This is a genomic window from Mycobacterium sp. AZCC_0083, assembly GCF_014202335.1.
GTDB lineage: Bacteria > Actinomycetota > Actinomycetes > Mycobacteriales > Mycobacteriaceae > Mycobacterium.
This window is the reverse complement of sequence record NZ_JACHGP010000011.1, coordinates 72,812-96,339: the sequence shown is the minus strand read 5'-3', so window position 1 is coordinate 96,339 and position 23,528 is coordinate 72,812. Positions and strand designations below refer to the sequence as shown.

Below are 23,528 nucleotides of genomic sequence, written 5' to 3'. Positions count from 1 at the left end.
GTGCTCATGGCGTCCCTCCAGCTTCGGCGGGCAGCGGCTGGCCATTGAGTGAGTTACCGGCCGGGGGTGGTGGCGGAACCGGCGGACCTGACGGTGGACCTGGGGCCACCCCTCCGGGAAGGAGCATGCCGTTTACGTCCACTTGGGGCCAGTTGGGGATCGGTGCGCGGGGGAACAACGGCGGCAACGGATCCCCGGCTACTTCTCGCTGAGGCGAATTGGGACCCGGGGCGATGAGAGGCGGAGCGCCGTATCCGAACGGTGGCACGTTGTCGCCGAGTCCCGTGTACGCCGATACCGCGGGGGGCGGCTCCGGTGGATCGCCCGCTCCTTCACCGCCGGGTGCCAGCTTCGGATCGGTATAGATGATCTTGTCAGGGTCGGCCGACGGCATCAGGTACGCGTTGACCGGGAACGGCAGGAGATTGTTCACGCTGAGCAACCGCAGCGCGGGGCCCAGGTATTGCTCGCACAACTTCGCGGTCTCGGGCGCGGTGGTGTTCTCGATGCCGCCGATCATGCCGCAGACGAACCACACGGGATTCGAGAAGTTGTTGAGCACGAACCCGCCGTTCACCGCTCCGCTGGTCGGGTTGTAGATGTTCTCGGTATTGGCAATGGAGTTCGGTGCGAGGTGCAGCAAGTTCTCCAGGGATGTCTTGTGTTCGACGAGGTTCTGGGTCACGCTGCCGAGGCTGCGAATCTGTTCGGAGGTCTGCGCGCGCGTGCCCGAGACGAATCGCTGGACGTCGACGATGGCGACCGACAGGTTGTCCAGTACTCCGTCGAGCGAAGAACGACTGTCGTCCACCACGCTGGTCAGCGTTGCCAGCCGATTGTTGAACTGCACGATCTGGGTGTTGCTGTCTCGCAGCGCCGTCACGAAGGTCGCCAGGTTCTTGATGACGTCGACGATGTTGCTGCTGCCATCGGCGAGTATCCGTGCCACGCCGGAAAGTTCGGCCAGCGTCTGGCGCAGCTTCGCACCATTTCCGTCCATCGCGTTGGCGGCGCTGTCGATGAACCGTCCGACCGACGTGCCCGACACATCACTCTTGGGACCCAATTCGGTTGCCAGGCGCATCAACTGGGTCTTGACCTCGTCCCATTCGACGGGTACTGCGGTCCGATCGGATGGAATCTCGGCACCGTCGGCCATCGTCGGGCCCTGGTTCCGATACGACGGCGTGAGCTGCACGTAGCGCGCCGAGATCAGGTTCTGGGCGACGATGACTGCCTTGGCATCGATCGGAATCGAGATGCCATGGTCGAGGCTCATGACGATCTTGGCGTGCGTTCCCAGCGGCTCGATGGCCTCGATCTTGCCGACTCTCACGCCCGCGACCCGCACCTCGTCGCCGGGGTAGATCGACGTGGCCGTGGAGAACAACGCCGAGATCTTGGTCGGCCCGAAGAACACCTGACGGACAAGGAAGGCCGCGCCCGCAACGAGCGCCACGGCCAAGGCGACCGCTGCAGCGGTGATTAGTCGTTTCCTCATCGTGGTGGCAGATCTCCTGGCTGAGGGATTCCGTTGACCGGGAACGGCAACTCGGCGCGAGGGCCGGCATTGTCTGGCGGCTGTCCGGCGTCGACGCCCCGCCTGAACCCGAAGGCGTAGTCGAAGAACGGCTGAAACAGCTGAGACGGCTGGATGTTGGGGATGTACGCGTTGTAGTACGCGCCGTTGGACACCGTCTCGCCTTGAGTGAGCGTGAATTTGGCGAAGCCCGGAATCGCCTCGGCGATGTTGTCGCGGTTCTTCTCCAGCATGGCGTTGACGTCGTTGAGCCGCTTCAGTGTCGGCGCCAACTCGGCTTCGTTGTCGGCTACCAGGCCGGACAACTGCCGCGACATGGCCGAGGTGCTCGCCAGTAGCCCGACGATCGCATGGCGCCTGTCGTCGAGGACCCCGATCAAGTCGTTGGCGTTGAGGATCAACGTGTTCACCTGTGCGCTGCGCGCCGACAGCACGCCAGTGACGTCGCCTGCCGTCCGGAGCAGCTCGCCAAGGCCGGCGTTGCGGTCGTTCAACGACTTCGAGAACCGGGCCAGCCCGTCGAAGGTCGGCCCCAGTTGCGGCGCGATCTGATCGAGGGTCTGCGACAACGTGTCGAGGGACTGGTTGAGCTGACCCGTGTCCGTCGCGGCGGTGTTGGACGTCACCTCGCTCACCGCATCGGTCAGCGAGTATGGCGACGAGGTGTGCGAGACCGGGATGGTCTCCCCCGGGTTCATCGTGGCGTCGCCTGCCGAGTCCAGTGTCACCACGCGCTCGCCCAGCAGTGTGCCGGTCCTGATGTGCGCGGTGGTCTCGGTGCCGAGCGGGTACCTGCCCTCCAGGGTGAATCTGACCAGCGCGTCGCCATTCTGCAGCGAAATAGTGGACACCGCACCGACTTTGATACCGGAGATCGTCACCTCGTTACCGACGTCGAGGCCACCCGCTTCGGCGAACAACGCCTGGTAGCGGACGGAGGTCGCCCAGTGCAGGATCCGCTCGGGCTGCAGTCCGACGGCGATGACCAGGACGATCAGGACGACGCCGATGAAGCCTGCCCTGATGAGTTGAGACCCGCGGTACTTGATCATGAGTCTTCAGCGCACCTTCCGGTCTCTTGCTTGATCCAGGGGAACTGCACTGTGCGCCCCTGAAGGTCGCTGGCGCGGAAGGAGATTCCACAGATGTAGTACTGGATGAAGCTGCCGTAGGCGCCGAGTCGTGCGAGCTTGCGGTAGTTGTTCGGTGCCCGTTCGAGTGCGGCGGACAGGCGGTCCTTGTCATCGTCGAGCAGCGGGGCGAGACGGTTCAGCTGGTCCACCGTGCCAGCCAACGGCCCCCTGGCCTCGGTGAGCAGATCGGAGAGTGACGCGGTGCCGTTGCTGAGCGAGACGATGGCATGCCCGATTGGGTCACCATCCTTCGACAGCCCGGTGATCAACTGCTCCAGGCGATCGATGGCGCCGGAGAATTCGTCGCCGTTCTTGGACAGCGTGTCCAAGGTGTTCTTGAGGTTCTCGATGAGTTGACCGACGACTTCGTTGTTGTCGGCAATCGAATTGGAGAATGACGAGGTCTTGGAGAGCAACGATTCCAGCGTCCCGCCCTCACCCTGCAGCACCTGGATGAGCGAGGCGCTCAACGCGTTGACGTCTTCCGGGTTCAACCCCTGAATGACCGGCTTCAGCCCACCGAGCAGAAGGTCGAGGTCGAGAGCGGGGGCGGTGCGGTCCTTCGGGATCTGTGCACCCGCAGGCATCACCCGCGTCGATCCCGGCCCGTCCACCAACTCCAGGTAGCGGTCACCGACCAGGTTGAGGTATCGCACCGCCGCCTTGGTGCCGGTGGTGAGCACGATGTTGCGGTCCGCGTCGAAGTCGACGATCACGTTCTTGTCGGACTGCAACGCGACGTCCCTCACGGTGCCGACCCTGATGCCTGCGATTCGGACGGTATCGCCCGTCTTCAGCCGTGACGCGTCGGCGAACACTGCGGAGTAGCCGTTCGTCGATCCGGTCCGAACCTGCGCGAAGGTGAAGAAGAGGAACACCGTGAGCAGCACCATCACCACGGCGAAGATCCCGAACTTGACGATCATGCTCCGCGAGCCGGTCATCCTGGCTCTCCAACTTGTGCGGAGTTGCGCGCCGGGCCGTCGATGGGCCCGAACAGGAACTGCTTGAGCCCGTCGGAGTTGAGCACGATGCCCCGGTTGCCGTATTGCCAGGGATTGGAACCGCTGTCGCCGATGATGGACGGCGGGTTCCATTCTGGTGGCACGACGGGCAGCCCCAGTTCCTGGCAGTACGGGCGGCCCTTTGCGGCGACCTTCGGCAGGTCCTTCGGGTAGCGGTAGCGTTCGATGCCCAGGTTGAAACTGGAGGACACCACGACGCCCGGCAATGGCAGCGGCGGCGACTTGGTGAACTGCCCAAGGCCCCCGATAGCGCAGTACAAGGTCTCGTGGTACTTGTTCAGCAAGTCAGTCGTGGGCACCAGCAGGTGCATGACGTCGGTGATGGCTTGGCGGTTGCCGCCGACCACGTCATTGCCTACGTCGGCCAAACCGATTGCGCTGACCAGGAATTCGTCCAGCTGTTGCTGTTGGTCGACGATGGTCTGGCTCACCCGAGTCGAGTTGTCGACCGTCCTGATCAGATCGGGTGCCGCGTCGCCATAGGCGTTGAGCACCGGCACCGCACTTTCGATGTCCCGCGCGAGATTCGGCAGGCTCGGCTCGATCTTGGCCAGCAGGGCGTTGAAGTCGGTCAGCGTCTGGCCGAACTTCTCGCCGCGGCCGCCGACTGCCGAGGAGATGGCTCCGAGCGTCTCGTTGAGCTTGGCGGGGTCGATCTTCGACAGCACGGAGACCAGCTGCTGGAACACGGTGTTGATCTCGACGGTGACGTGTTCGCCGCGCAGCACCTGCCCCTCGCGCAGCGGCTGCCCAGACGGGTCCGGCGGTGCCTGCAGTTGAACGAACTTGCTGCCGAAGACCGTCGATGATGCGATGTCCGCCTTGACGTTCCCTGGAATCAGGGGCAGCGCAGTTGGATCCATCGCGAGGCGCAGAGCGGCAGTCCCGTCCGGCTGGTAATCGATGGAGGAGACCTTGCCGACCTCGACGCCGTTCATCTTGACCTTGGCATCGGGGTTCATCACGAGGCCTGCGCGATCCGCGATCACCGTGACGGGCACGGTCTTGGTGAAGTCGCCCCGGAACAGGGCGACCGCCAGTGCGAGGATCAACACTATGGCCGCCACCAGGCCGAAACCCGCCAGTGGCCGTGCGTAGGTGCTCACTCCGAAATGGCGTCCCGACGACGCCGCCAACGGCGTTGCCGCGCTGGCGGTCTCGGATCTCTCGGCCGGGCCGGGACCGAAGTTCCTAGTCAAGTCTTCTCCCTATCCCGAAAGGTTGAAGTTGCCATTGGCGCCGTAGATCGACAGCGACACCAACAGTGTCACCGAGACCACGACGACCAGTGAGGTCCGGACGGCGTTGCCCACCGCAGCGCCGACACCCGATGGGCCGCCCGTCGCGAAGTAGCCGAAGTAGGTGTGGATCAACAGGACGGCCAACGCCATCAGCACCGCCTGCAGGAACGACCACAGCAGGTCGATCGGGTTGAGGAAGGTGTTGAAGTAGTGGTCGTACAGACCAGCGGACTGGCCGAACAACACCACGGTGGTGAACTGCGAGGCGAGGAACGACAGGATCACCGCGATCGCGTACAGCGGGGTAATCGCGATCATTCCCGCCACGATCCGTGTACTCACCAGGTATTCGATCGGACGGATCGCCATGGACTCGAGGGCATCGATCTCCTCGTTGATCCGCATCGCCCCCAGTTGCGCGGTCACCCCGGCACCGAACGTGGCCGCCAACCCGATGCCTGCCACCACTGGGGCGGCGACGCGCACGTTGATGAACGCGGCCAAGAAGCCGGTGAGCGCTTCGATGCCGATGTTGCCCAGTGAGCTGTACCCCTGGATCGCCAGTACGCCGCCGGTGGCCAGGGTGAGGAATCCGACGATCACCACGGTGCCGCCGATCATCGCCAACGTACCTGCGCCCATGGAGATCTCGGCGATCAGCCGGATGACCTCCGTGCGGAAGTGGATCATCGCGTGCGGCACCCCGCCCAACGCACGACCGTAGAACAAGGTGTGATCGCCGATCCGGGACAACACCCCGACAGGTTTGCCGAACTGTCGGGTGAACCGCGGATAGGCGCCCCGCAACGTCGCCAATGTGCCCATGCCGCTTAGCCCGTGGTCAATCGGATGCCGATGGCCGTGACGACCACGTTGATCACGAACAACGCCATGAACGCGTACACCACCGTCTCGTTGACCGCGTTACCCACCGCCTTGGCCCCGCCACCGGAGATCGTCAACCCCCGATAGCACGCCACCAAGCCGGCGATCAGCCCGAACAGCGCCGCCTTCACACACGAGATGATCACCTCGGGCACCCCGGTCAACAGCGTGATCCCGGCAGCGAACGCACCAGGATTGACGTCCTGGACGAACACCGAGAACACGTAGCCGCCCAGAATCCCGATGATCACCACCAGGCTGTTCAGCAGCAGCGCGACCAAACCCGACGCCAACATCCGCGGCGCCACCAAGCGCTGCACCGGGTTGATGCCCAAGACTTCCAGCGCGTCGATCTCCTCGCGGATCGTGCGCGACCCCAGATCGGCACACATCGCCGTCGCCCCCGCACCCGCCACGATTAGCACCGTCACGACCGGGCCCACCTGGGTGACCGCACCGAACGCCGCACCAGCCCCCGACAGATCCGCCGCCCCCAACTCGCGCAACAGGATGTTCAACGTGAACGACACCAGGACCGTGAACGGAATCGCCACCAACAGCGTCGGCGCCAACGACACCCGCGCCACGAACCACGACTGCTCCAGAAACTCCCGCCACTGAAACGGCCGCACGAACACGAACCTCACCGCGTCCAACCCCATCGAGAACAAGCCGCCGACCGCGCCCATCGTCCCCGCCAGTCCGTTGGGCAGCACAATCCCCGTGGACCAGCGCTCCGGCCCCTTAACTGCCATCGGTTCCGGGTCCTTCCAGGATGGTTACGGCCGGCATGGTTACGGCTGGCATTGACTGTCGCGCCAACAATGATGTGCGCCAGTGCGATTCAGGTCGGCCTCCCAGTACCAGGTGCCGGAGGCATTGCGGGTCGCGCTTCCGGCAACGCCGTCCGAGACGAGTCGGAACCCATATCCGCGTGCCCGCCACTCGTGCTCGTCGACGACGCCGACATCCACACTCCTTCGCTGTACTGGAAATATCATTCTCATTCTTCGCGAATCATACATTCGATGGTCGAGAACACAAGGAAGCGTAGATGGCCTAGTCATATGGGCTGTGGGTGTTGAGGCAACTTTTGTTCGCGGCGCCTTTGCCAGGGTCCGGACGCCCCAGAATTACTCCATCTGACGTATCTATTCTCGTCATCGAGAATGCTATTCTCAGTACCGAAGGCAGCCTCGTGACGTGCGCTAATCACGCAAACGAGCACTTGTCGCTCGATGACTGGGCTGTACGTCGTCGATCGGCACCGGCGTCGTGTTTCAATCGGATCAGGATGCCGTGATCGCACGGTGTCGACGATGCCCCACATCGCCAACGGCGCAACGCCTTAGCAAACCAGGGAGCCAATTTGTCCGACGTGCCGGGATTGACGCCGAGTGAAGCGATACTGCTGCGGACCGGTTCGTGAGCACCCCATGAGCACCGCAACCCCACACCCCCGGGTGGTGATGGTCGGCGCCGTACCGATGTCCGGGCTGGTGGCCGAGGTGCCCGATCCACGTGCCGTCATCGTTGCGATCCACGGCGGTGGCACGTCCGCGGTGTACTTCGACTGTCCCGGCCACCCGCGATTCTCGTTGCTGCGCAGTGCCGCATCTTTGGGATTCACCGCGATCGCCCTTGACCGACCGGGCTACGGCGCGTCGGCGCTGTACCAGGACGAGCTGATGGCGCCCGAACGACGCGTCGAGTTGGCCGTCGGCGCGGTCGACAAGATCGCCCCGCCGGGTGGCCGCGGGGCGGGAGTGTTCGTCTTCGCGCACTCGGCTGGCTGCGAACTCGCCATGCGGGTGGCGGTCGACGACCGCGGCACCGACGTGCTCGGCATCGAGCTGGCCGGTACCGGGCTGACCTTCCAAGCAGGCGCGAAAGCCGTTCTCAGCCAGGCAACCACCACGAAGCGCCCCGATGGGCTGCGCGATCTGCTGTGGCAGCCCACCAACCTCTATCCGCCCGAGGTGTTGACCGGTGGGCTGTCGGCACCCCGCGCCGACTACGAGGTCGAGTCGACGTCGAACTGGGCGCAGCGGGACTTCCCGGCGATCGCGGCCAGGGTACGGGTGCCGGTCGAGTTCAGCGTCGCCGAGCACGAAAGCGTTTGGGAGTCGTCGCCTGCGGCCAGCGCCGACGTAGCGGCACTATTCACGGCCTCACCCCGTGTCGTGGTCAACGAGGTGGCAGGCGGTGGGCACAACCTCAGCGTCGGTCTGACGGCGGATGCCTACCACCAGCACGTGCTGTCGTTCGTCGAAGAATGCGTGATCGCCTACGAGGGCACGGATGTCGACGTGGAGGCGGGTTGATGCGCGTCGGTTTCATCGGACTTGGCAGGCAGGGCGCGCCGATGGCGCGGCGAGCGATCTGGTCTGCCTGTGCGTCGTCGTCGGCGACGACGACGTCAAGCACGTCCTCGAAGGCGATAGCGGCGTGCTGGCGGGGCTGGCGCCGGGCGGCGTCGTCGCCATCCACAGCACCGTGCATCCCGACACCTGCCGGGAGATCGCCAAGGGGGTTGCGGACAAGGGCATTTCGGTGATCGACGCACCGGTCAACGGCGGAGCGCAGGCAGCGTCCGATAGCGCGCTGCTCGTCATGGTCGGCGGAGACGCGGACGTCGTCGCAAGGGCCCGTCCCGTATTCGAGACCTATTCTGATGCGATAGTGCACCTCGGCCCGGTGGGCAGCGGCCAGGTGGCGAGGGCGTCGTCTTCACCGCGGCGGACGCCGCTCTGACGTCGATGGACCACCCCCGCTAGAGGCCGAGCGACTTGGCGATGATCACCTTCATGACCTCGCTGGTGCCTGCGTAGATGCGCGCCACCCTGGCATCCGTGTACAGCCGCGCGATCGGGTACTCCATCATGTAGCCGTAGCCGCCGAAGAGCTGCAGGCAGCGATCGATCACGCGCTGCTGCATCTCGGTGCAGAACAACTTCACCCGTGCGGCGTCGGCGGGCGAGAGCTCACCCTCGACGTGCAGGCTGACTGCCCTGTCCAGCATCGCCTGGGCCGCCTCGACCTCCGTCGAGCACGCGGCGAGTTCGAACTTGGTGTTCTGGAATGACGAGACAGGTGTGCCGAATGCCTTGCGGCCCTTGGTGTACTCGATCGCCGCAATGATCGCAGACCGTGCCTGAGAGACCGACCCGACGGCCACGGTGAGGCGTTCCTGCGGGAGGTTGTGGCCGAGGTAGCCGAACGCCTCGCCCTCCTCGCCAAGCAGGTTGGCCGCAGGCACGCGTACGTCGACGAACGACAGTTCGGCGGTGTCCTGGACCTTGCAGCCCATCTTCTCCAGCTCGCGACCGCGGGTGAAGCCCGCCATGCCGTCCTCGACCACGAACAACGTGAGTCCCTTGCGACGGTTGTCGGCATCGGTGGATGTGCGGGCGACCACGATCACCAGGTCGGCCTGCATGCCGCCGGTGATGAAGGTCTTGGATCCGTTGATGATGAAGTCGTCGCCGTCACGCACCGCGGTGGTGCGCATGCCCGCCAGGTCCGAACCGGTTCCTGGCTCGGTCATCGCGATGGCCGTGAGCAGCGTCCCCGCGGCGAGGCCAGGGAACCAGCGTTGGCGCTGTTCGGCGTTCGCGTAGTGCAGGAAGTACGGCAGGATCACCTCGAGCTGGGTGCGGACCGTGGAGAGTGTGACCAGTGCGCGCGCAGCCTCCTCCTGCATGACGACGTTGTAGCGGTAGTCGGGCATGCCGCCACCGCCGTACTCCTCGGGGATCGCCACGCCGAGCATGCCGAGCTCGCCCATCTGCTTGAACACCTCGCGGGGCATCCGTCCGCCCTTCTCCCACTCGGGATAGTGCGGAACCACCTCCTTGTCGACGAAGTCGCGGGCGAGCTCGCGGAACGCCTCGTGGTCCTCGGTGAACAGATCGCGGCGCATGGCGCCTCCTTTCGAAGGTTCTCTACGGTCGAGCTAGCTCATGAGCTCGACGAGCGTGGCGTTGGCGGTGCCGCCACCCTCGCACATGGTCTGCAGGCCATAGCGAATTCCGTTGTCGCGCATGTGGTGAATCATCCGGGTCATCAGCACCGCGCCAGAGGCGCCGAGCGGATGGCCGAGCGCGATCGCCCCGCCCAGCGGGTTGAGCCGTGCCTCGTCGGCGCCGGTCTCGGCCAGCCAGGCCAACGGCACCGGCGCGAATGCCTCGTTGACCTCGAATACGCCGATCTCGTCGATGCCAACGCCCGACTTGTGCAGCACCTTCTCGGTGGCGGGGATGGGACCGGTGAGCATGAGCACCGGGTCGGCACCGGTGACCGCGCCTGCGCGGTAGCGGACCAGCGGCGTCAGACCCAGTTGAACCGCGTTCTCGGTCGTCATCACCAACAGCGCGGCGGCACCGTCGGAGATCTGCGATGAGTTGCCTGCGTGGATGACGCCGTCGTCGGCGAAGGCAGGCTTGAGCCCGGCGAGCTTCTCGACGGTGGTGCCGCGACGGATGCCCTCGTCGGTCGTCACCACGTCACCCGCGGTGAAGACCGGGACGATCTGGTCGATGAAGGCTCCCGCGTCCTGCGCGGCGGCGGCCCGTTCGTGTGACTGCGCGGAGTACTCGTCGAGACGGGTCCGGGACAGGTTCCACTTCTTGGCGATCATCTCAGCCGAGATGCCCTGGTTGAACGCGAAATCATCATACCGGGCAAGGACTTTCGGTCCGTACGGCATACCGGTGGTGCGCGCCGCGCCGAGGGGCACCCGGCTCATCACCTCCACCCCACCCGCGACGACGACGTCCTGCTGGCCGGACATCACCCCCTGCACGGCGAAGTCGAGTGCCTGCTGGCTCGATCCGCACGCCCGATTGATCGTGGTGCCGGGGATGTGTTCTGGCCAGCCCGCGGCCAGCACCGCCCAGCGGCCGATGTTGCTCGACTGGTCGCCGACCTGCGAGACACAGCCCCACACCACGTCGTCGATCACGTCGAGATCGATTCCGGTGCGTTCGGCGAGCTCGGAGAGGACTACGGCGGACAGGTCGGCGGCGTGCTGGTCGGACAGGCCGCCGTTGCGTTTGCCGACGGGGGTTCGCACTGCTTCGACGATGACGGTTTCACGCATGATCTCGCTCCCATCTGGTGCTGTCCCCCGAGTCTGCCGTGGCGAAGTCAGCCGGCTGTGGGCGGGCCCGAGTTGGCCGTCTGATCACCGTCGATGGCCGTCAGTAGCTCCTCGGCAAACCCAGCACGTGGAAGCCAAGGAAGTTCAGGATCATCTCCTGACTGATCGGCGCGATCTTCATCAGACGCGCCTCACGGAAGAACCGGGAGATGGAGCACATCGACAATCCCCGCTGGGGCCGCCGCGCGGCGGACAAGCTGACTGCCGCCCAGCAGCGGCTACAACGCGCTCGCCGCGGCGGGCGTAACCGTCAGGCCAAGCGGGCAACGGTCGCGGCGCGGCACCGCAAGATCGCCAACCAGCGCAAGGACTTTCACCACAAACAAGCCCGCGGCCTGGTTGAGGTTTATGACCTGTCGGTGGTTGAGGATTTGGCGATCGCCAACATGGTTCGTCGTGCCAAACCGGTGCCCGACCCCGACACGCCCGGTCAGTTTCTCCCCAACGAGGCACGGGCGAAGTCCGGGCTGAACAGAAGCATCTATGACGCGGGCTGGGGCGGTTTCCTCGCTATGTTGCGCGCCAAAGCGGAAGACGCTGGGCGGGTATGGATCGAGGTCGACCCCCGGCACACCTCCGATGGCTGCGAGAAATGTGGACATGCAGCACGGGGGAATCGTGTCAGCCAAGCAGAGTTCGTCTGCCAACGGTGCGGGCATCGCGCCCAGGCCGACGAACACGCTGCGCGCAACATCCTGCGGGCTGGACTGGCCCTTCACACCCAAGCGGCGTGAAAAGAAGCTGACGGCTACAGCCGCCAGAGAAGTCACCGAAAAACAGTTGCACACAGCCGGGTTCGCCGGCGGGTTCTCCGAGGAACCGTGCAGTCGTGTCCCTTCGAGGGTGACACCCAGGTCCAAGCCCATCAGGGGTGTCGACGGAAGCGTGGAGTGCGCCATTTCTCGCAGGTCTTCTGTAAAGGCGAGAATGAGAATAGTATTCTCGCAGTGAGGAAGTTTTAATCTCAAATAGGGTGACTGCAAGGGGGTCTAGGACCGCAATGCCAAGGCGTTCTCCGGTACAGTTCATCCATGTTCTCCCCAATCGGCCTGCATCCGAGCAGCCGGTGAGCAGCCCCAGCGAAGAACCCGCATGGAAGCAACGCGCGGTCGAACGGTCGATCAAGACGGCGAAACTACGTGCCGCGCAACGTGTGCAACGATTCCTCGACGCGGCCCAGGCGATCATCATCGAAAAGAACAGCACGGACTTCACCGTGCAGGAGGTCGTCGACCGCTCGCGTCAGTCGTTGCGAAGCTTCTACCTGCAGTTCGACGGTAAGCACGAGCTGCTTCTCGCGTTGTTCGAGGACGCGCTCAGCCGGTCGGCCGATCAGATCCGCGCTGCGACGGCGGGCAAATCCGATCCCATCGAGCGGCTGAAGATCGCCGTCGAGCTGCTCTTCGAGTCGTCGCGTCCGGATCCCGGGGCAAGGCGGCCGTTGTTCAACGACTTCGCGCCGCGCCTGCTGGTATCGCACCCGTCCGAGGTCAAGATCGCCCATGCACCGCTGTTGGTGCTGCTCACCGAACTGATGGTGGACGCCTCCGAGGCCGGCAAGCTGCGCCCCGGCCTCGACCCCAAGCGGATGGCAGTGATGACCATGCAGACGGTGATGTTCGTCGCGCAATCCAGCGGTTCGGATGATGCATCCGTCAAGCTCATCTCGGCCGACGAAGTGTGGGACTTCTGCGCCAACGGCTTCGCCGCCAGCTAGCAGAGAATCGCATTCTTACTCCGGGAAATCGCCTGCACTCGCAGCGCAAGCGATCTCCCGGAGAACGCCGTCACTCGGCGACGTAGTACAGCCGCTTGTTGACGAATTCATCCATCCCCAGCGGCCCCAGCTCACGCCCGAACCCGCTGCGCTTCACGCCGCCGAAGGGCACCTCTTGACCTTCGTTGGCGGGGGCGTTGACGTTCGACATGCCCGACTCGAGCCGCTGCGCGATCTTCTCCGCACGCTCGCGATCGGTGCTGAACACCGCGCCGCCAAGGCCGTAGTCGGAGTCGTTGGCAAGCGTCAACGCCTCCTCGTCGCTGGTGATGGAATACACCACGGCGACGGGACCGAACAACTCTTCGCGATACGCGCGCATCTCGGGGGTGATGCCCGTCAACACCGCAGGCGAGTAGTAGGCCGCCGGGCCGTCGGCAAGAACGCCGCCGGCGTGCAGTGTCGCGCCCTTGGAAACGGCGTCCTGAACCTGCTCGTGCAAGATCTCGGCGGCCTTGCGCGACGACAGCGGCGAGAAGGTGCCGTCGGCGGCTTCGGCCGGGTCACCCGGCTTCAGGTCCTTGGCGCGTTCGACGAGCCGCCCGACGAAGCCGTCGTAGATGGCGCTGTCGACGATCATCCGCTTGTTCGAATTGCACGCCTGCCCGGTGTTCCCAATCCTGGTGTCCCACGCCAAGTCTGCTGATGCCTTGACGTCATCGGAATCCAGCACCACGTACGCGTCGGATCCGCCGAGCTCGAGCACGCACTTCTTGAGATTCTTGCCGGCGATGGCCGCCACCACCGACCCGGCCCGCTCCGAGCCGGTCAACGAGACGCCGACGATGCGGCGGTCGCCGATGATCTGCTCCACCTGTGCGTATGACACGAAGATGTTCTGATACACGCCCGACGGCACCCCGGCCTGGTCCATGAGTTCCTGGACGGCCAGCGCCGACTTCGGCACGGATTCGGCATGCTTGAGGAGGATCGTGTTGCCCAACACCAGGTTTGGCGCAGCGAATCGCGCGATCTGATAGAAGGGATAGTTCCACGGCATGATGCCAAGCAGGGGTCCGATCGGGAGCTTCTGCACGTAGGCCTTGCCGGCGGAGAACGTCTTGATCTCCTGCGCGGATGCCAGTCCTGGCCCCTCGGTGGCGAAGTAGTCGAAGATGTCGCCGCAGAAGTCGGCCTCGCCGACCGCCTCGGGAAGCGGCTTGCCCATCTCCTCGGTCGCGATGGCGCCGAGCCGGTCGGCGTGCTCCTTGAAGAGCTCCCCCACCCGCGCCACGACCTTCGCCCGCTCGGCGATCGGCACGTCCCGCCATGCACGATATGCCTCGGCGGAGGCGGCCAGCGTCGCCTCGACCTGGGCGTCGGTGTCGAAATCGAAGGCTTCACCAGCGGCGCCGGTCGCCGGGTTGACGACTTGGTACATGGGTTGAGCGGAAATGGTGGTTGTCATGAAGTGGCTCCCTTGACGTCTGTGTGTCCAATCTAACCGCGGATGAATCGGCCGAAACAGACAACCTCATTTTCCGGGAGTCGGACGGTTCTCGGCCGTCCCGTTGAGCTAACCCTCCGGCGCCGCGGGTGCCTCGTCGGATGCCGGCACCTCGGGTCGCAACGGACGCAGCAAGGCCCATGCGAAGAAGCCGATCCCGATGGCTAGCAGGATGAGCCCCACCCACCAGTTGGCGTCGGTGCCGACGTAGAGGTCGGTGCGGTCGGTCGCGGCGGCCGAATCGTCGTGGTCGCCGAGGATCGCTGGCACGAATCCGGCGATGGTGAGTAGCACGCCGTATATGGCGAGCAACGCACCGACGATGTTGCGAATGTCGAACAGGTGCAGCAACACCGGATGGGGATGTGGTCGAGTCATGGTGGCTCCTCGCAGAGATCTCAGTGGAAGACGATGTTGAGGGCGATGACGAGGACGAGCGCCACCGAGGCCAGCGGAACCGGCCGCTGGAACCAGGGTCTGCCCGCGTCGGCCGGATCGGAACGCATGTGCACCGGCGTCTCGGAGTAGACGAAGCCGGCCAGTTCGGCCGCGGGTTTGGGCGTGGTCACCATGCTGACGGCGACGCTGACGACGATGTCGACGACGAACGCGGCGGTGGCTGCCAGGAAGGGCATGCCCTGTCCTGGCAGATCGATGACGCCGACCTTGGACAGGATGAACACGACTATCGCGGCCAGCGTTCCTGACACCAAGCCGGTCCAGCCTGCGGTGGCGGTCATTCTCTTCCAGAACATGCCGAGGATGAAGGTTGCGAACAGCGGTGCGTTGAAGAACCCGAACAGGGTCTGCAGGTAGTCCATCAGGTTGGAGTAGCCGGCGGCGATCAGCGCGGTGAAGATCGCCAGGATCGTCGCGACCACCGTCGCGTAGCGGCCCACCTTGATGTAGTAGTCGTCGGATCGGTTCTTGACCACGTACTGCTGCCAGATGTCATAGCTCAGAACGGCATTGAACGCCGAGATGTTCGCGGCCATGCCCGCCATGAACGACGCCATCAGGCCGGCGACCGCCACGCCGATCAGACCGTTGGGCAGGATGTCGCGGATCATCAGCAGCATGGCGTCGTTGTAGGTGACCCCGCCCTCGCCGGTGGTCTTCAGATGGATCATGTCGCCGATCGCCGCGGCGGCGATCATGCCGGGCACGACCACCACGAAGGGGATGAACATCTTCGGGAACGACGCGATGATCGGCGCGCGCCGTGCCGCCGACATCGAATCCGAGGCCATGGCGCGCTGCACCTCGACGAAGTTAGTCGTCCAGTAGCCGAAGGAGAGCACGAATCCGAGCCCGAACACGATCCCGATCACCGACCAGACCGGGCTGCTGAAACCGCTGAGCGCCTGGCCGGGCCACGAGTTGAGCTGCTCTTGCACCGACGCGGTCACCGAGCCGCCGGACTTGGTCGTGTCGATCACCTTGTCCTTCAGACCGCTCCATCCACCGACCTTGATGAGCCCGAACACGGTGAGTGGGATCAGCGCGGCGAGGATCACGAAGAACTGCAGCACCTCGTTGTAGATCGCCGCGGACAGGCCGCCAAGCGCGGTGTAGGTGAGCACGATCGCGGCCGCGATGATCAGTGACACCCAGCGTTCCCAGCCGAGCAGCACGTTGATGACGGACGACAGCAGGAACAGGTTGACCCCTGCGATGAGCACCTGGGCGGCGGCAAAGCTGATGGCGTTCACCAGATGTGCGCCGGTGCCGAAGCGGCGGCGCATGAACTCGGGAACGCTGCGCACCTTGGAGCCGTAGTAGAACGGCATCATCACCACGCCGAGGAACAGCATCGCCGGGACGGCGCCGATCCAGTAGTAGTGCACGGTCGAAAGCCCGACCTGCGCGCCGTTGGCCGACATGCCCATGATCTCGACGGCACCCAGATTGGCCGATACGAATGCCACGCCAGTCACCCAGGCGGGCAGTCGGCGCCCGGACAGGAAGAAGTCCAGGCTCGAGGAGATCTGGCTGCGGGCGATGTATCCGATGCCGAGAACGAACACGAAGTAGACCGCGATCAGCACGTAGTCGAGTACTCCCGCGTTGACCCGCAATACGTTCTCAGCTGCCAGCACAGTGGCCGTCATCGATGGCACTCCTTCATTGGGTGATGCGGATCACGTAACATGTTCTTACTTTAATAAACAGAAAGCAACACCCATCTACCGCATTCGGCCCTCGATCACGGGTCGCTATGTTTGTTATTGTTCGTTTCACCTGGAACAGTGCCGCACACGCCTCCGGGAAGAGCACGGGAAGGATGGCCCCGACGATGCTTGCCGACGAGCGACGCAGCCTGATCCTGCGTGTCCTGAACTCCGCCGGTGCGGTCCGGGTGGCCGACCTGGCCGCCGACCTCGACGTGTCCGAGATGACCGTCCGTCGCGACCTCGATGCCCTCGACGCACAGGATCAACTGCGCAAGGTTCACGGCGGCGCGGTGACGCGCCACAAGCGGGGCGAGGAACCGTGGTCGGCGGTGAAAGCGGGTCAGCAGCGGGCGGAGAAGGCGGCGATCGCCGCTGTCGCGGCCGCGACGGTCGAGGATGGCATGACGATCGCGATCGGCGCGGGCACCACCACCACCGAGCTGGCGCGCAGCCTGAGGCAGCGACCGTCCATCACCGTGATCACCAACTCCATCAGCGTCTTTCGCGAGATGACCGATCCCGCCGGTGCAAGCGCCGACGGACCGCTGGTCTATCTCAGCGGTGGTGTTCGCACCCCGTCGGATGCGTTGGTGGGACCGGTCGCCGATGCGGCGATCGCCTCGTTCCGAGTGGACGCCGCCTACCTTGGCGTGCACGGATTCGACCGCAAGGCCGGCCTGACGTCCCCGAATATCGCTGAGGCGCAGACGAATCGGGCATTGATCGAGATCTCCGGCCAGCTGGTCGTGCTCGCCGATCACACCAAGTACTGCGAAGTCGGCACCAACGTGTTTGCGCGGCTGGCGCAGGTCAACACGCTCATCGTCGATGACGGTCTTGCCGGGGACGATCGGGCCGCCGTCGGCTCACAGGTCGGCGACCTGCTGATCGCCGAGGTGGGGGTAGCACGATGACCGACCGTACGACCACACCAATGCGCTGGACTCTGGCAGATGGCCGCGATCTGCTGTTCTTCGCTCTGGCGGGTCACCTGCCGGCACCCGTGCAGGACCGACGACCGCTGCCACAGCAGGCAAATGGGCAGTCCGAGTTGCGTTTTGACCGCCAAACCGGTCAGTGGGTCATCATCGCGGCGCTGCGCCAAGACCGCACCTACAAGCCGCTGGCCGGCGACTGCCCACTGTGCCCGGGCCCGTCCGGGCTGACCGGCGAAGTGCCCGCGGCCGATTACGACGTCGTCGTCTTCGAGAACCGGTTCCCCAGCCTCGCCGGGACGGATGGACCCGCGGCCATGCCGCCCAGTGTCGACGGCACCGGATTCGTCACGGCGCCCGGTCATGGCCGCTGCGAGGTCATCTCGTTCTCCCCCAGCCACGACGCATCGTTCGCCGAGCTCGCCCCCCGGCATGCCCGCCTGGTCGTGCAGGCGTGGCGACACCGCACCGCCGACCTGATGAACCGGGAGGGTATCGAGCAGGTGTTCTGCTTCGAGAACCGAGGTGAGGAGATCGGGGTCACGCTGACCCATCCGCACGGACAGATCTACGCCTACCCCTATCTGGCCCCGCGGACCGCGATGATGCTGCGCCAGGCCACTACACACCGGGAACTCAACGGCACCAACCTGTTTGCCGACCTGCTTGCCCACGAGATCGCCGACGGTAGGCGCGTCATCGCCCAAACCGCACTCTTCACCGCGTTCGTCCCGTTCGCCGCGCGCTGGCCGGTGGAAGTGCATGTCTATCCGAACAGATTCGTCCACAACCTCACCGAGCTCGACGCCACGGAGTTGGACGGGTTCGCCGACATCTACCTCGACGTCCTGCGCCGGTTCGACCGGATGTATCCCACACCGCTGCCCTATATTTCGGCGCTACATCAGTACGCCGACACCGATGCGCAACGGGACGGCTACTTCCACGTCGAATTGATGTCGGTGCGCCGCAGCGCCACCAAGCTGAAGTTCCTTGCCGGCTCGGAGTCGGCGATGGACGCCTTCATCAGCGACGTAACACCGGAGAACGTCGCCGCGCAGTTGCGGGAGGTGTGAACGCCATGGACGCCAACCGCACGATCACGTACTCCGCACCGGGCCGGATCAACCTGATCGGTGAACACACCGACTACAACCTGGGTTTCGCCTTGCCCATCGCGCTGCCGGAGCGCACGGTGGCGACCTTCCAACCCGGCGACGGCGATGCGATCACGGTGCGCAGTGATCGCGACGACGGTGAGGCGAGGATTCCGCTCGGCACCTCCCCCGGCGAAGTCACCGGCTGGGCGGCCTACGCCGCGGGGGTGGTGTGGGCGCTGAGCCGCGCCGGGCACCGGATTCCCGGCGGCGTCCTCGACGTCACCAGTGGGGTGGAGATGGGATCGGGGCTGGCCTCGTCGGCGGCGCTCGAGTGCGCGGCCCTCGGCGCACTGGTCACCGCCGCCGGCGTCGACGTGGACCGCATCGACATGGCACGGATCGCGCAGCACGCCGAGAACGACTACGTCGGCGCCCCAACGGGTCTGCTGGACCAACTGGCGTCGCTGTTCGGTGCGCCGCACCACGCCATGCTGATCGACTTTCGCGATACCACCGTCGCGCCAGTGCCGTTCGATCCCGACGCCTCCGGCATCGCGCTGCTGCTGATCAACTCCCGCGCCCCGCACCGCCACGCGGGCGGCGAATACGCCGAACGCCGCAAGGCCTGCGAACGTGCGGCCGCCGATCTGGGATTCTCCTCACTGCGGGAGGCACAGCCCGGCGGTCCGTCGGCCCTGGCGGCGGTGCACGACCCGGTCGATGCCCGCCGCGCCCGCCACATCCTCACAGACAACCAACGGGTTCTCGATGTCGTTGCAGCGCTGCGGGATTCCGACTTCACCCAGGTGGGCCAGATCTTCACCGCCTCGCAAGCATCGATGCGCGACGACTTCGCCATCACCACGGACCACATCGATCTCATCGCCGACACCGCGGTGGCGGCCGGGGCACTCGGAGCGCGCATGACCGGAGGCGGCTTCGGCGGCTGCGTGATCGCCCTGGTGCCGGCCGCCAAGCAGGACGCGGTCACCGACGCGGTACGCCGGGCAACCCGCGACGCCGGCTTCGTCGATCCGGCCATCACCCGCACTCACGCCGGCGCGGGCGCAGGCCGGGAGGGGCGTTAGGGCGGCGGTGGTGGCGGCACTAGGAAACAGTTGGTGCCGCCGATGCCAAGCACGTACACGGTGACGCAGCGCTGGAAACTTCCGTCCTCATAGAACGGCCCGTCGCATTGACCGCCGCCATTGCCCCATACCACCACGTTCCCGCAGCCGTCAGCGGCGGCCGGCGGTGCCGTCGAGAGAGCCCCCGCACCCAAGATCAATAGTGCTGCTGCTGCGGCGGTTGCCGCCTTGACGGGCAAAGGACCGCGAACGGCGTTGAGATAGCGGTGATGGCGCGCCGCTCTCGAACCTCGTGTGCGTGAGTGCTACCTCAACGGGAAGGAACCGTCAGCCGTCCGCTCTTACCTTGTCCTTGACCGCGTTGACCACCGGCGGCGCCTCGCGCCAGTTCGGAATGCCGTCGGACTCGTTGGCGACCGGGAAGCCGCCACCGTGCACCTGCGTCCAGTGGCCGTGATTGAGCTGGTGCAGCGTGAAGCACGCGTTCAATGAGTTGTGAAAGCCCTGGTTGTCCTGGGTCTGGTTCACCGATTCCTTGATCAGCAGCGCCGCCATCGTGGGCACCTTCGCGATGCGGCGGGCGAACTCCAACGTGCGGTCGGTCAGCTCGTCGGCGGGGAACACCTTCGACACCATCCCGAGCTGATAAGCCTCGTCGACCGACAGGGAATCGCCGGTGAGCATGAGCTCCTTGGTCTTTCGCGCACCGAACTCCCACGGGTGGGCGAAGTACTCGACGCCGCACATGCCCAACCGAGTACCGACCACGTCGGCGAAGCGGGTGCCTTCCGCTGCCACGATCAGGTCACAGGACCACATCAGCATGAGCGCGGCGGCGTACACCTCGCCGTGGACCTGCGCGACGGTGATCTTGCGGAGGTTGCGCCACCGGCGGGTGTTGTCGAAGAAGTAGTGCCACTCCTGAAGCATGAGCTTCTCGGCGGCCTCACGTGTCGCTCCGTTCACACCGAAGCTCGGATGCTGATCGGGGCCTGGCGCGTACTCCGACATCGATTGCTTCGACCCCAGGTCGTGGCCGGAGGAGAACATCGGCCCGTTGCCGCCGAGGATCACGACGCGGACCTTGTCGTCGGACTCCGCCTCGAGGAACGCTTCGTTGAGCTCGACGAGCAGCCCGCGTTGCTGCGCATTGCGCTGGTCCGGTCGGTTGAGCATGATGCGGGCGATGGTGCCCTCGTCGAGGGTCTCGTACGTGACGAAGCGATAGTCGGCCATGTTTCGCACGTTATTCCGTTGGTAGGGGTATTGCGGCAGGGGGTGTGGGATTCACGACCGAGGAGCCAGCATGATCAAGAACGGCAGCCGCCTGCAGAGCCAGGTGTGCGACACACAGGTGATCGTGGTGCGCAGTGCCGAAAGCCTCGACGACCTGCGTGCCGGTGGTGCGCCCATGGTGCCGATCGGCGCAACGGTGGCTTCGGGCCCGACGCTCGACCCGGCACTGTCCGAGGGCAACCTGATGGGCAAGCGCTACGTCGACGACACCGGCGCCGAGGTGCTGGTGACCAAGGCGGGCAAGGGCACGCTGAGCGTCGGCTCGACCCCGCTAGCGATCAAGGAAGCCAAGCCCCTACCCGCCAGCGATTAGCCCGCGGGGCCCTGGTCGACCCTGCGCGCGTTCGACCGGCCGTGGCAGGCGCGGAGCGAGCGTGTGCGCCGGGTCGGCCCGCCCGCGCCGCATGTTGCCGAGGACCGCTCGCCCTAGCAGGGCCGGATCTCTTAGCCTGCTGGGCGGGTCGACGAGGTTGACCACCCGCAACAAGCGTTCAGTGAGCACGATGTCGTTCTCGGCGGCCTTCATCGTCTGGTTCATGCTCCAGTTCCTAAGGCGCGACTTCAGCGAACGACGACCGTGCACGGGCGTCGACTCGCGATCGTTGGCCTGATTCATCGCCCACGTCGGCCCGATGTGCTTGACGGCGTCCTTGAAGAATTGCTGCGGCGTCGCATCGGGATGGAGTAGATGCTCTTGCAACGCAACGGCTTCCAAAGCTGCCATCGTCATGCCCTGCCCGTAGATGGGATTGAGGCTGCACAAGGCGTCACCGACGACCAGGAGTCCCTCGGGGAAGCGGGGCATCTGGTCATAGCGTCGCCACACGGCGCCGGAATAGCGGAACACGGACACGTCACTCAGGGGTTGCGCAGACCGGAGCGCGTCCAGGACACGAGGCGGCGCGCTCTGCTCGACGAGCCCGATCATGCCCGCGAGGTCGGTCGGCGGATCGGTGTCGATGGCCAAGCGGCCCGCCGTGAGCATCCACGCACCGTCTTCGTAGGCAGCCAACCCACCGCGCGTCGACTTGCCAGGAAAGAACGTCATCTTCTCGGCGATCATGCCTTCGGGGATGTGCAGCAACTGACTCGAGTAGGTGGCGTTGGCGGTGGACCGCCGTTCTTCCGGTCGGCCGTAGCCGAGCTTCTCGAGGAAGGCCGGTGTGCGTGCGGCCCGTCCCATGGCGTCGACCACCAGATCGGCTTTCAATGGCGTGTCATCGCCGGTGGCGCGGTCGACCAGTCGGACGCCCGTGACGCGGTCCGGGATGGCGGCGATCGGTTCCACCACGTCGTGGTCGTCGAGGAATCTCACGTTGCCGAGAGCCTGGACGCGGCGGCGGACGTGGAACTCCACGAATGGCCGGCTCGCCAGGTACATGACCAGCGCCTCGGGATCTGCGAGCTTCTGTGAGCGGTTGAATCCGTACGGACCGAAACGCGCGTCGATGCGCGACAGGTCGCCGTCGTCGAGGACGTTGGCGCCGTCCGCGACGAGTTCGTCGAGAAGCCCGGGAAAGAGGTATTCCAGTGTGTGCGTGCCGCGGCTCAACAGACTGTGCAAATGCTCGCCCTGTCGAATTCCCTTGCGCTGAAGGGGGCGACCGGGCAATTGGTCCCGCTCGACCACGGTGACCGTGTTGTAGAACTCCGAAAGCACGCCGGCGGCAAGCAGACCGGCCATACCGGCCCCCAGAACAACCGCACTATCGCCGAGCTGTCGCACACGCACCTCCTCGTCGCGAGGTCGCCGCAGTCCGCTGGAGCGACCTCCGATACGACTGTACGCCAAAAATAAGAAACCTAAGGGTTATCTAAGCTGATTCTAAGGCTTCTTGGCGGCTCAACCGCCAGTCCAGCGAGACGTAGGCGGCAATGAGCGCCGCGATGACGACGCACTGGAAGGCGATGTTCGCGCGGTTTCCGTCAAGGGCGACCAGCAGCAGCCCGAAGAGCGCGGCCGACATCTCTGCGCCAAAGCAGAGGACGAGCTGGTGTCGCGGAGTCCATTGCCGCCTTGTCCACCGTCGCAGCACCAGCGCCACCGCGGCGGCGAACGACAGAGCCCCTGCGGTCCACCACACGAATGAGACTGGACCGCCGATGAAGGCGGCCAGAAACAACACGAACCAGCCGATGCCCGCCACCAACCCGAACAGTCCCACGACCATGCGGCCCGGTGCGCGTGCAGCCGAGGCGGCACGGCCACGGTCCTTGCACGTCGTTGCCGCCAAGACCAGCCCCGCCGTCACGACGATCGTGGCTGCAGCTTGCACCCAGGACAGCCGGAAGTCGGATCGCAGAAGCGAAATCACCACGAATATCGCCGTCCCGCAGGCGAATACCGCGGTGAGCGCGCCAGCGGCGCGCCGGGACACCCACGGCGAGCGGCGGCTGTGCGGAAACGCTAGATGGACCACCACGATCGGTATCAGCACGCTCCACACGACGTGATACCCGGACACGACGACCGCCCAGAACCAGTTGACCCCGAAGGCGTTTCCACACACCGCCTCCCCGTCCATGCCGATGGGGTTGAAGATCGTCTGCAGGGCAAGGCCCTCCTCGACGAGAGCGAAGGCACATCCGAGCAACACGACACCCCACCCGGACAGACGCAGCCGTTGTGTGATCTCGCGGATCAGCACCACCCCGGCACCGTAGAAGCACACGATGCCCAAGACACGCAGCGGTTCAGCGAAGGAGTTCAACCGTTACGACGCGCC

The 23,528-nt window shown here is 65.3% G+C and carries 22 protein-coding genes and 2 pseudogenes; 8 read left to right on the top strand and 16 right to left on the bottom strand.

Annotated elements, in window-relative coordinates; translation table 11 throughout:
- Window positions 1-4 precede the first annotated feature (4 nt).
- The 6 genes from HNP02_RS26415 to HNP02_RS26390 are packed head-to-tail and all read right to left on the bottom strand — an operon-like array spanning window position 5 to window position 6,579.
- Window positions 5-1,501: an MCE family protein gene (locus tag HNP02_RS26415; RefSeq protein ID WP_184443593.1), complete on the bottom strand. Its 1,497-nt coding sequence runs from the start codon at window positions 1,499-1,501 to the stop codon at window positions 5-7.
- Entirely contained in the window at window positions 1,498-2,592 is a 1,095-nt protein-coding gene (locus HNP02_RS26410; protein ID WP_184443592.1) for an MCE family protein, read from the bottom strand. The genes HNP02_RS26415 and HNP02_RS26410 overlap by 4 nt, the downstream gene beginning before the upstream one ends.
- Window positions 2,589-3,617 (bottom strand): MCE family protein, encoded by a 1,029-nt coding sequence (locus HNP02_RS26405; RefSeq protein WP_184443591.1) that lies wholly within the window; start codon window positions 3,615-3,617, stop codon window positions 2,589-2,591. Before HNP02_RS26405 ends, HNP02_RS26410 begins: the two co-directional genes overlap by 4 nt.
- A complete protein-coding gene (locus HNP02_RS26400; protein WP_184443590.1) occupies window positions 3,614-4,897 on the bottom strand; it encodes an MCE family protein in 1,284 nt (427 codons plus the stop codon). Before HNP02_RS26400 ends, HNP02_RS26405 begins: the two co-directional genes overlap by 4 nt.
- 9 nt (window positions 4,898-4,906) lie before the next feature.
- Window positions 4,907-5,764, bottom strand: a complete 858-nt coding sequence (locus HNP02_RS26395; protein ID WP_184443589.1) for an ABC transporter permease — start codon at window positions 5,762-5,764, stop codon at window positions 4,907-4,909.
- A gap of 5 nt (window positions 5,765-5,769) precedes the next feature.
- Complete coding sequence (locus HNP02_RS26390; RefSeq protein WP_184443588.1) at window positions 5,770-6,579, bottom strand: ABC transporter permease; 810 nt, start codon at window positions 6,577-6,579, stop codon at window positions 5,770-5,772.
- Between the two features lie 681 nt (window positions 6,580-7,260).
- Here HNP02_RS26390 and HNP02_RS26385 point away from each other — a divergent pair.
- Together HNP02_RS26385 and HNP02_RS26380 are read left to right on the top strand one after the other, a co-directional pair.
- Window positions 7,261-8,148: an alpha/beta hydrolase gene (locus HNP02_RS26385; RefSeq protein ID WP_184443587.1), complete on the top strand. Its 888-nt coding sequence runs from the start codon at window positions 7,261-7,263 to the stop codon at window positions 8,146-8,148.
- Window positions 8,148-8,545 (top strand): annotated as a pseudogene (locus HNP02_RS26380) (NAD(P)-dependent oxidoreductase); the annotation flags it as partial. The gene HNP02_RS26385 and the pseudogene HNP02_RS26380, both read left to right, overlap by 1 nt.
- A gap of 52 nt (window positions 8,546-8,597) precedes the next feature.
- Here HNP02_RS26380 and HNP02_RS26375 read toward each other — a convergent pair.
- From HNP02_RS26375 to HNP02_RS44125, 3 genes and pseudogenes are all read right to left on the bottom strand, one after another.
- Entirely contained in the window at window positions 8,598-9,746 is a 1,149-nt protein-coding gene (locus tag HNP02_RS26375; RefSeq protein ID WP_184443586.1) for an acyl-CoA dehydrogenase family protein, read from the bottom strand.
- A gap of 33 nt (window positions 9,747-9,779) precedes the next feature.
- Window positions 9,780-10,925, bottom strand: a complete 1,146-nt coding sequence (locus tag HNP02_RS26370; RefSeq protein ID WP_184443585.1) for a thiolase family protein — start codon at window positions 10,923-10,925, stop codon at window positions 9,780-9,782.
- A 100-nt stretch (window positions 10,926-11,025) separates the two neighbouring features.
- A pseudogene (locus tag HNP02_RS44125) lies at window positions 11,026-11,136 on the bottom strand (hypothetical protein); the annotation flags it as partial.
- Between the two features lie 7 nt (window positions 11,137-11,143).
- On the opposite strand from HNP02_RS44125, the gene HNP02_RS26360 reads away from it, so the two are divergent.
- Together HNP02_RS26360 and HNP02_RS26355 are read left to right on the top strand one after the other, a co-directional pair.
- Window positions 11,144-11,719, top strand: a complete 576-nt coding sequence (locus tag HNP02_RS26360; protein ID WP_309241706.1) for a transposase — start codon at window positions 11,144-11,146, stop codon at window positions 11,717-11,719.
- Between the two features lie 266 nt (window positions 11,720-11,985).
- A complete protein-coding gene (locus HNP02_RS26355; protein ID WP_184443584.1) occupies window positions 11,986-12,702 on the top strand; it encodes a TetR/AcrR family transcriptional regulator in 717 nt (238 codons plus the stop codon).
- 70 nt (window positions 12,703-12,772) lie between these two features.
- On the opposite strand, the gene HNP02_RS26350 is transcribed toward HNP02_RS26355, so the two are convergent.
- The 3 genes from HNP02_RS26350 to HNP02_RS26340 all read right to left on the bottom strand — a co-directional run bounded on the left by HNP02_RS26350 (window position 12,773) and on the right by HNP02_RS26340 (window position 16,320).
- Window positions 12,773-14,170 carry an NAD-dependent succinate-semialdehyde dehydrogenase gene (locus HNP02_RS26350; protein ID WP_184443583.1) on the bottom strand — a complete coding sequence of 466 codons (1,398 nt, stop codon included), beginning with the start codon at window positions 14,168-14,170 and terminating at the stop codon, window positions 12,773-12,775.
- A 108-nt stretch (window positions 14,171-14,278) separates the two neighbouring features.
- Entirely contained in the window at window positions 14,279-14,587 is a 309-nt protein-coding gene (locus HNP02_RS26345) for a hypothetical protein (RefSeq protein ID WP_184443582.1), read from the bottom strand.
- A gap of 20 nt (window positions 14,588-14,607) precedes the next feature.
- Complete coding sequence (locus tag HNP02_RS26340; RefSeq protein WP_184443581.1) at window positions 14,608-16,320, bottom strand: sodium:solute symporter family protein; 1,713 nt, start codon at window positions 16,318-16,320, stop codon at window positions 14,608-14,610.
- Between the two features lie 173 nt (window positions 16,321-16,493).
- Between HNP02_RS26340 and HNP02_RS26335 the strand changes: the two genes are divergently transcribed.
- Genes HNP02_RS26335 through HNP02_RS26325 form a run of 3 tightly spaced genes read left to right on the top strand, consistent with a single transcriptional unit; the run spans window position 16,494 to window position 19,506 of the window.
- Window positions 16,494-17,297, top strand: a complete 804-nt coding sequence (locus HNP02_RS26335) for a DeoR/GlpR family DNA-binding transcription regulator (protein WP_309241700.1) — start codon at window positions 16,494-16,496, stop codon at window positions 17,295-17,297.
- Window positions 17,294-18,394: a galactose-1-phosphate uridylyltransferase gene (gene galT / locus HNP02_RS26330; protein ID WP_184443580.1), complete on the top strand. Its 1,101-nt coding sequence runs from the start codon at window positions 17,294-17,296 to the stop codon at window positions 18,392-18,394. The genes HNP02_RS26335 and galT overlap by 4 nt, the downstream gene beginning before the upstream one ends.
- A 5-nt stretch (window positions 18,395-18,399) precedes the next feature.
- Window positions 18,400-19,506, top strand: a complete 1,107-nt coding sequence (locus HNP02_RS26325) for a galactokinase (RefSeq protein WP_184443579.1) — start codon at window positions 18,400-18,402, stop codon at window positions 19,504-19,506.
- Here the strand turns inward: HNP02_RS26325 and HNP02_RS26320 are convergent.
- A complete protein-coding gene (locus HNP02_RS26320) occupies window positions 19,503-19,706 on the bottom strand; it encodes a hypothetical protein (RefSeq protein WP_184443578.1) in 204 nt (67 codons plus the stop codon). The two genes, HNP02_RS26325 and HNP02_RS26320, sit on opposite strands and share 4 nt — an antisense overlap.
- Before the next feature lie 127 nt (window positions 19,707-19,833).
- Entirely contained in the window at window positions 19,834-20,742 is a 909-nt protein-coding gene (locus HNP02_RS26315; RefSeq protein ID WP_184443577.1) for an enoyl-CoA hydratase, read from the bottom strand.
- A 70-nt stretch (window positions 20,743-20,812) separates the two neighbouring features.
- On the opposite strand from HNP02_RS26315, the gene HNP02_RS26310 reads away from it, so the two are divergent.
- Complete coding sequence (locus HNP02_RS26310; protein ID WP_184443576.1) at window positions 20,813-21,115, top strand: hypothetical protein; 303 nt, start codon at window positions 20,813-20,815, stop codon at window positions 21,113-21,115.
- On the opposite strand, the gene HNP02_RS26305 is transcribed toward HNP02_RS26310, so the two are convergent.
- Entirely contained in the window at window positions 21,098-22,528 is a 1,431-nt protein-coding gene (locus HNP02_RS26305) for an FAD-dependent oxidoreductase (RefSeq protein ID WP_309241699.1), read from the bottom strand. The genes HNP02_RS26310 and HNP02_RS26305 overlap by 18 nt on opposite strands.
- Window positions 22,529-22,616: 88 nt before the next feature.
- Window positions 22,617-23,513, bottom strand: coding sequence for a hypothetical protein (locus HNP02_RS26300; protein ID WP_184443575.1), 897 nt, complete (start codon window positions 23,511-23,513; stop codon window positions 22,617-22,619).
- Between the last annotated feature and the right edge of the window lie 15 nt (window positions 23,514-23,528).

Bases quoted from the DNA above. Each gene is read 5' to 3' on its own strand.
- HNP02_RS26415 (WP_184443593.1), bottom strand. From the start codon at position 1,501: ATGAGGAAACGACTAATCACCGCTGCAGCGGTCGCCTTGGCCGTGGCG.
- HNP02_RS26410 (WP_184443592.1), bottom strand. From the start codon at position 2,592: ATGATCAAGTACCGCGGGTCTCAACTCATCAGGGCAGGCTTCATCGGC.
- HNP02_RS26405 (WP_184443591.1), bottom strand. From the start codon at position 3,617: ATGACCGGCTCGCGGAGCATGATCGTCAAGTTCGGGATCTTCGCCGTG.
- HNP02_RS26395 (WP_184443589.1), bottom strand. From the start codon at position 5,764: ATGGGCACATTGGCGACGTTGCGGGGCGCCTATCCGCGGTTCACCCGA.
- HNP02_RS26390 (WP_184443588.1), bottom strand. From the start codon at position 6,579: ATGGCAGTTAAGGGGCCGGAGCGCTGGTCCACGGGGATTGTGCTGCCC.
- HNP02_RS26385 (WP_184443587.1), top strand. From the start codon at position 7,261: ATGAGCACCGCAACCCCACACCCCCGGGTGGTGATGGTCGGCGCCGTA.
- HNP02_RS26375 (WP_184443586.1), bottom strand. From the start codon at position 9,746: ATGCGCCGCGATCTGTTCACCGAGGACCACGAGGCGTTCCGCGAGCTC.
- HNP02_RS26370 (WP_184443585.1), bottom strand. From the start codon at position 10,925: ATGCGTGAAACCGTCATCGTCGAAGCAGTGCGAACCCCCGTCGGCAAA.
- HNP02_RS26355 (WP_184443584.1), top strand. From the start codon at position 11,986: ATGCCAAGGCGTTCTCCGGTACAGTTCATCCATGTTCTCCCCAATCGG.
- HNP02_RS26350 (WP_184443583.1), bottom strand. From the start codon at position 14,170: ATGACAACCACCATTTCCGCTCAACCCATGTACCAAGTCGTCAACCCG.
- HNP02_RS26345 (WP_184443582.1), bottom strand. From the start codon at position 14,587: ATGACTCGACCACATCCCCATCCGGTGTTGCTGCACCTGTTCGACATT.
- HNP02_RS26340 (WP_184443581.1), bottom strand. From the start codon at position 16,320: ATGACGGCCACTGTGCTGGCAGCTGAGAACGTATTGCGGGTCAACGCG.
- HNP02_RS26335 (WP_309241700.1), top strand. From the start codon at position 16,494: ATGGCCCCGACGATGCTTGCCGACGAGCGACGCAGCCTGATCCTGCGT.
- galT (WP_184443580.1), top strand. From the start codon at position 17,294: ATGACCGACCGTACGACCACACCAATGCGCTGGACTCTGGCAGATGGC.
- HNP02_RS26325 (WP_184443579.1), top strand. From the start codon at position 18,400: ATGGACGCCAACCGCACGATCACGTACTCCGCACCGGGCCGGATCAAC.
- HNP02_RS26315 (WP_184443577.1), bottom strand. From the start codon at position 20,742: ATGGCCGACTATCGCTTCGTCACGTACGAGACCCTCGACGAGGGCACC.
- HNP02_RS26310 (WP_184443576.1), top strand. From the start codon at position 20,813: ATGATCAAGAACGGCAGCCGCCTGCAGAGCCAGGTGTGCGACACACAG.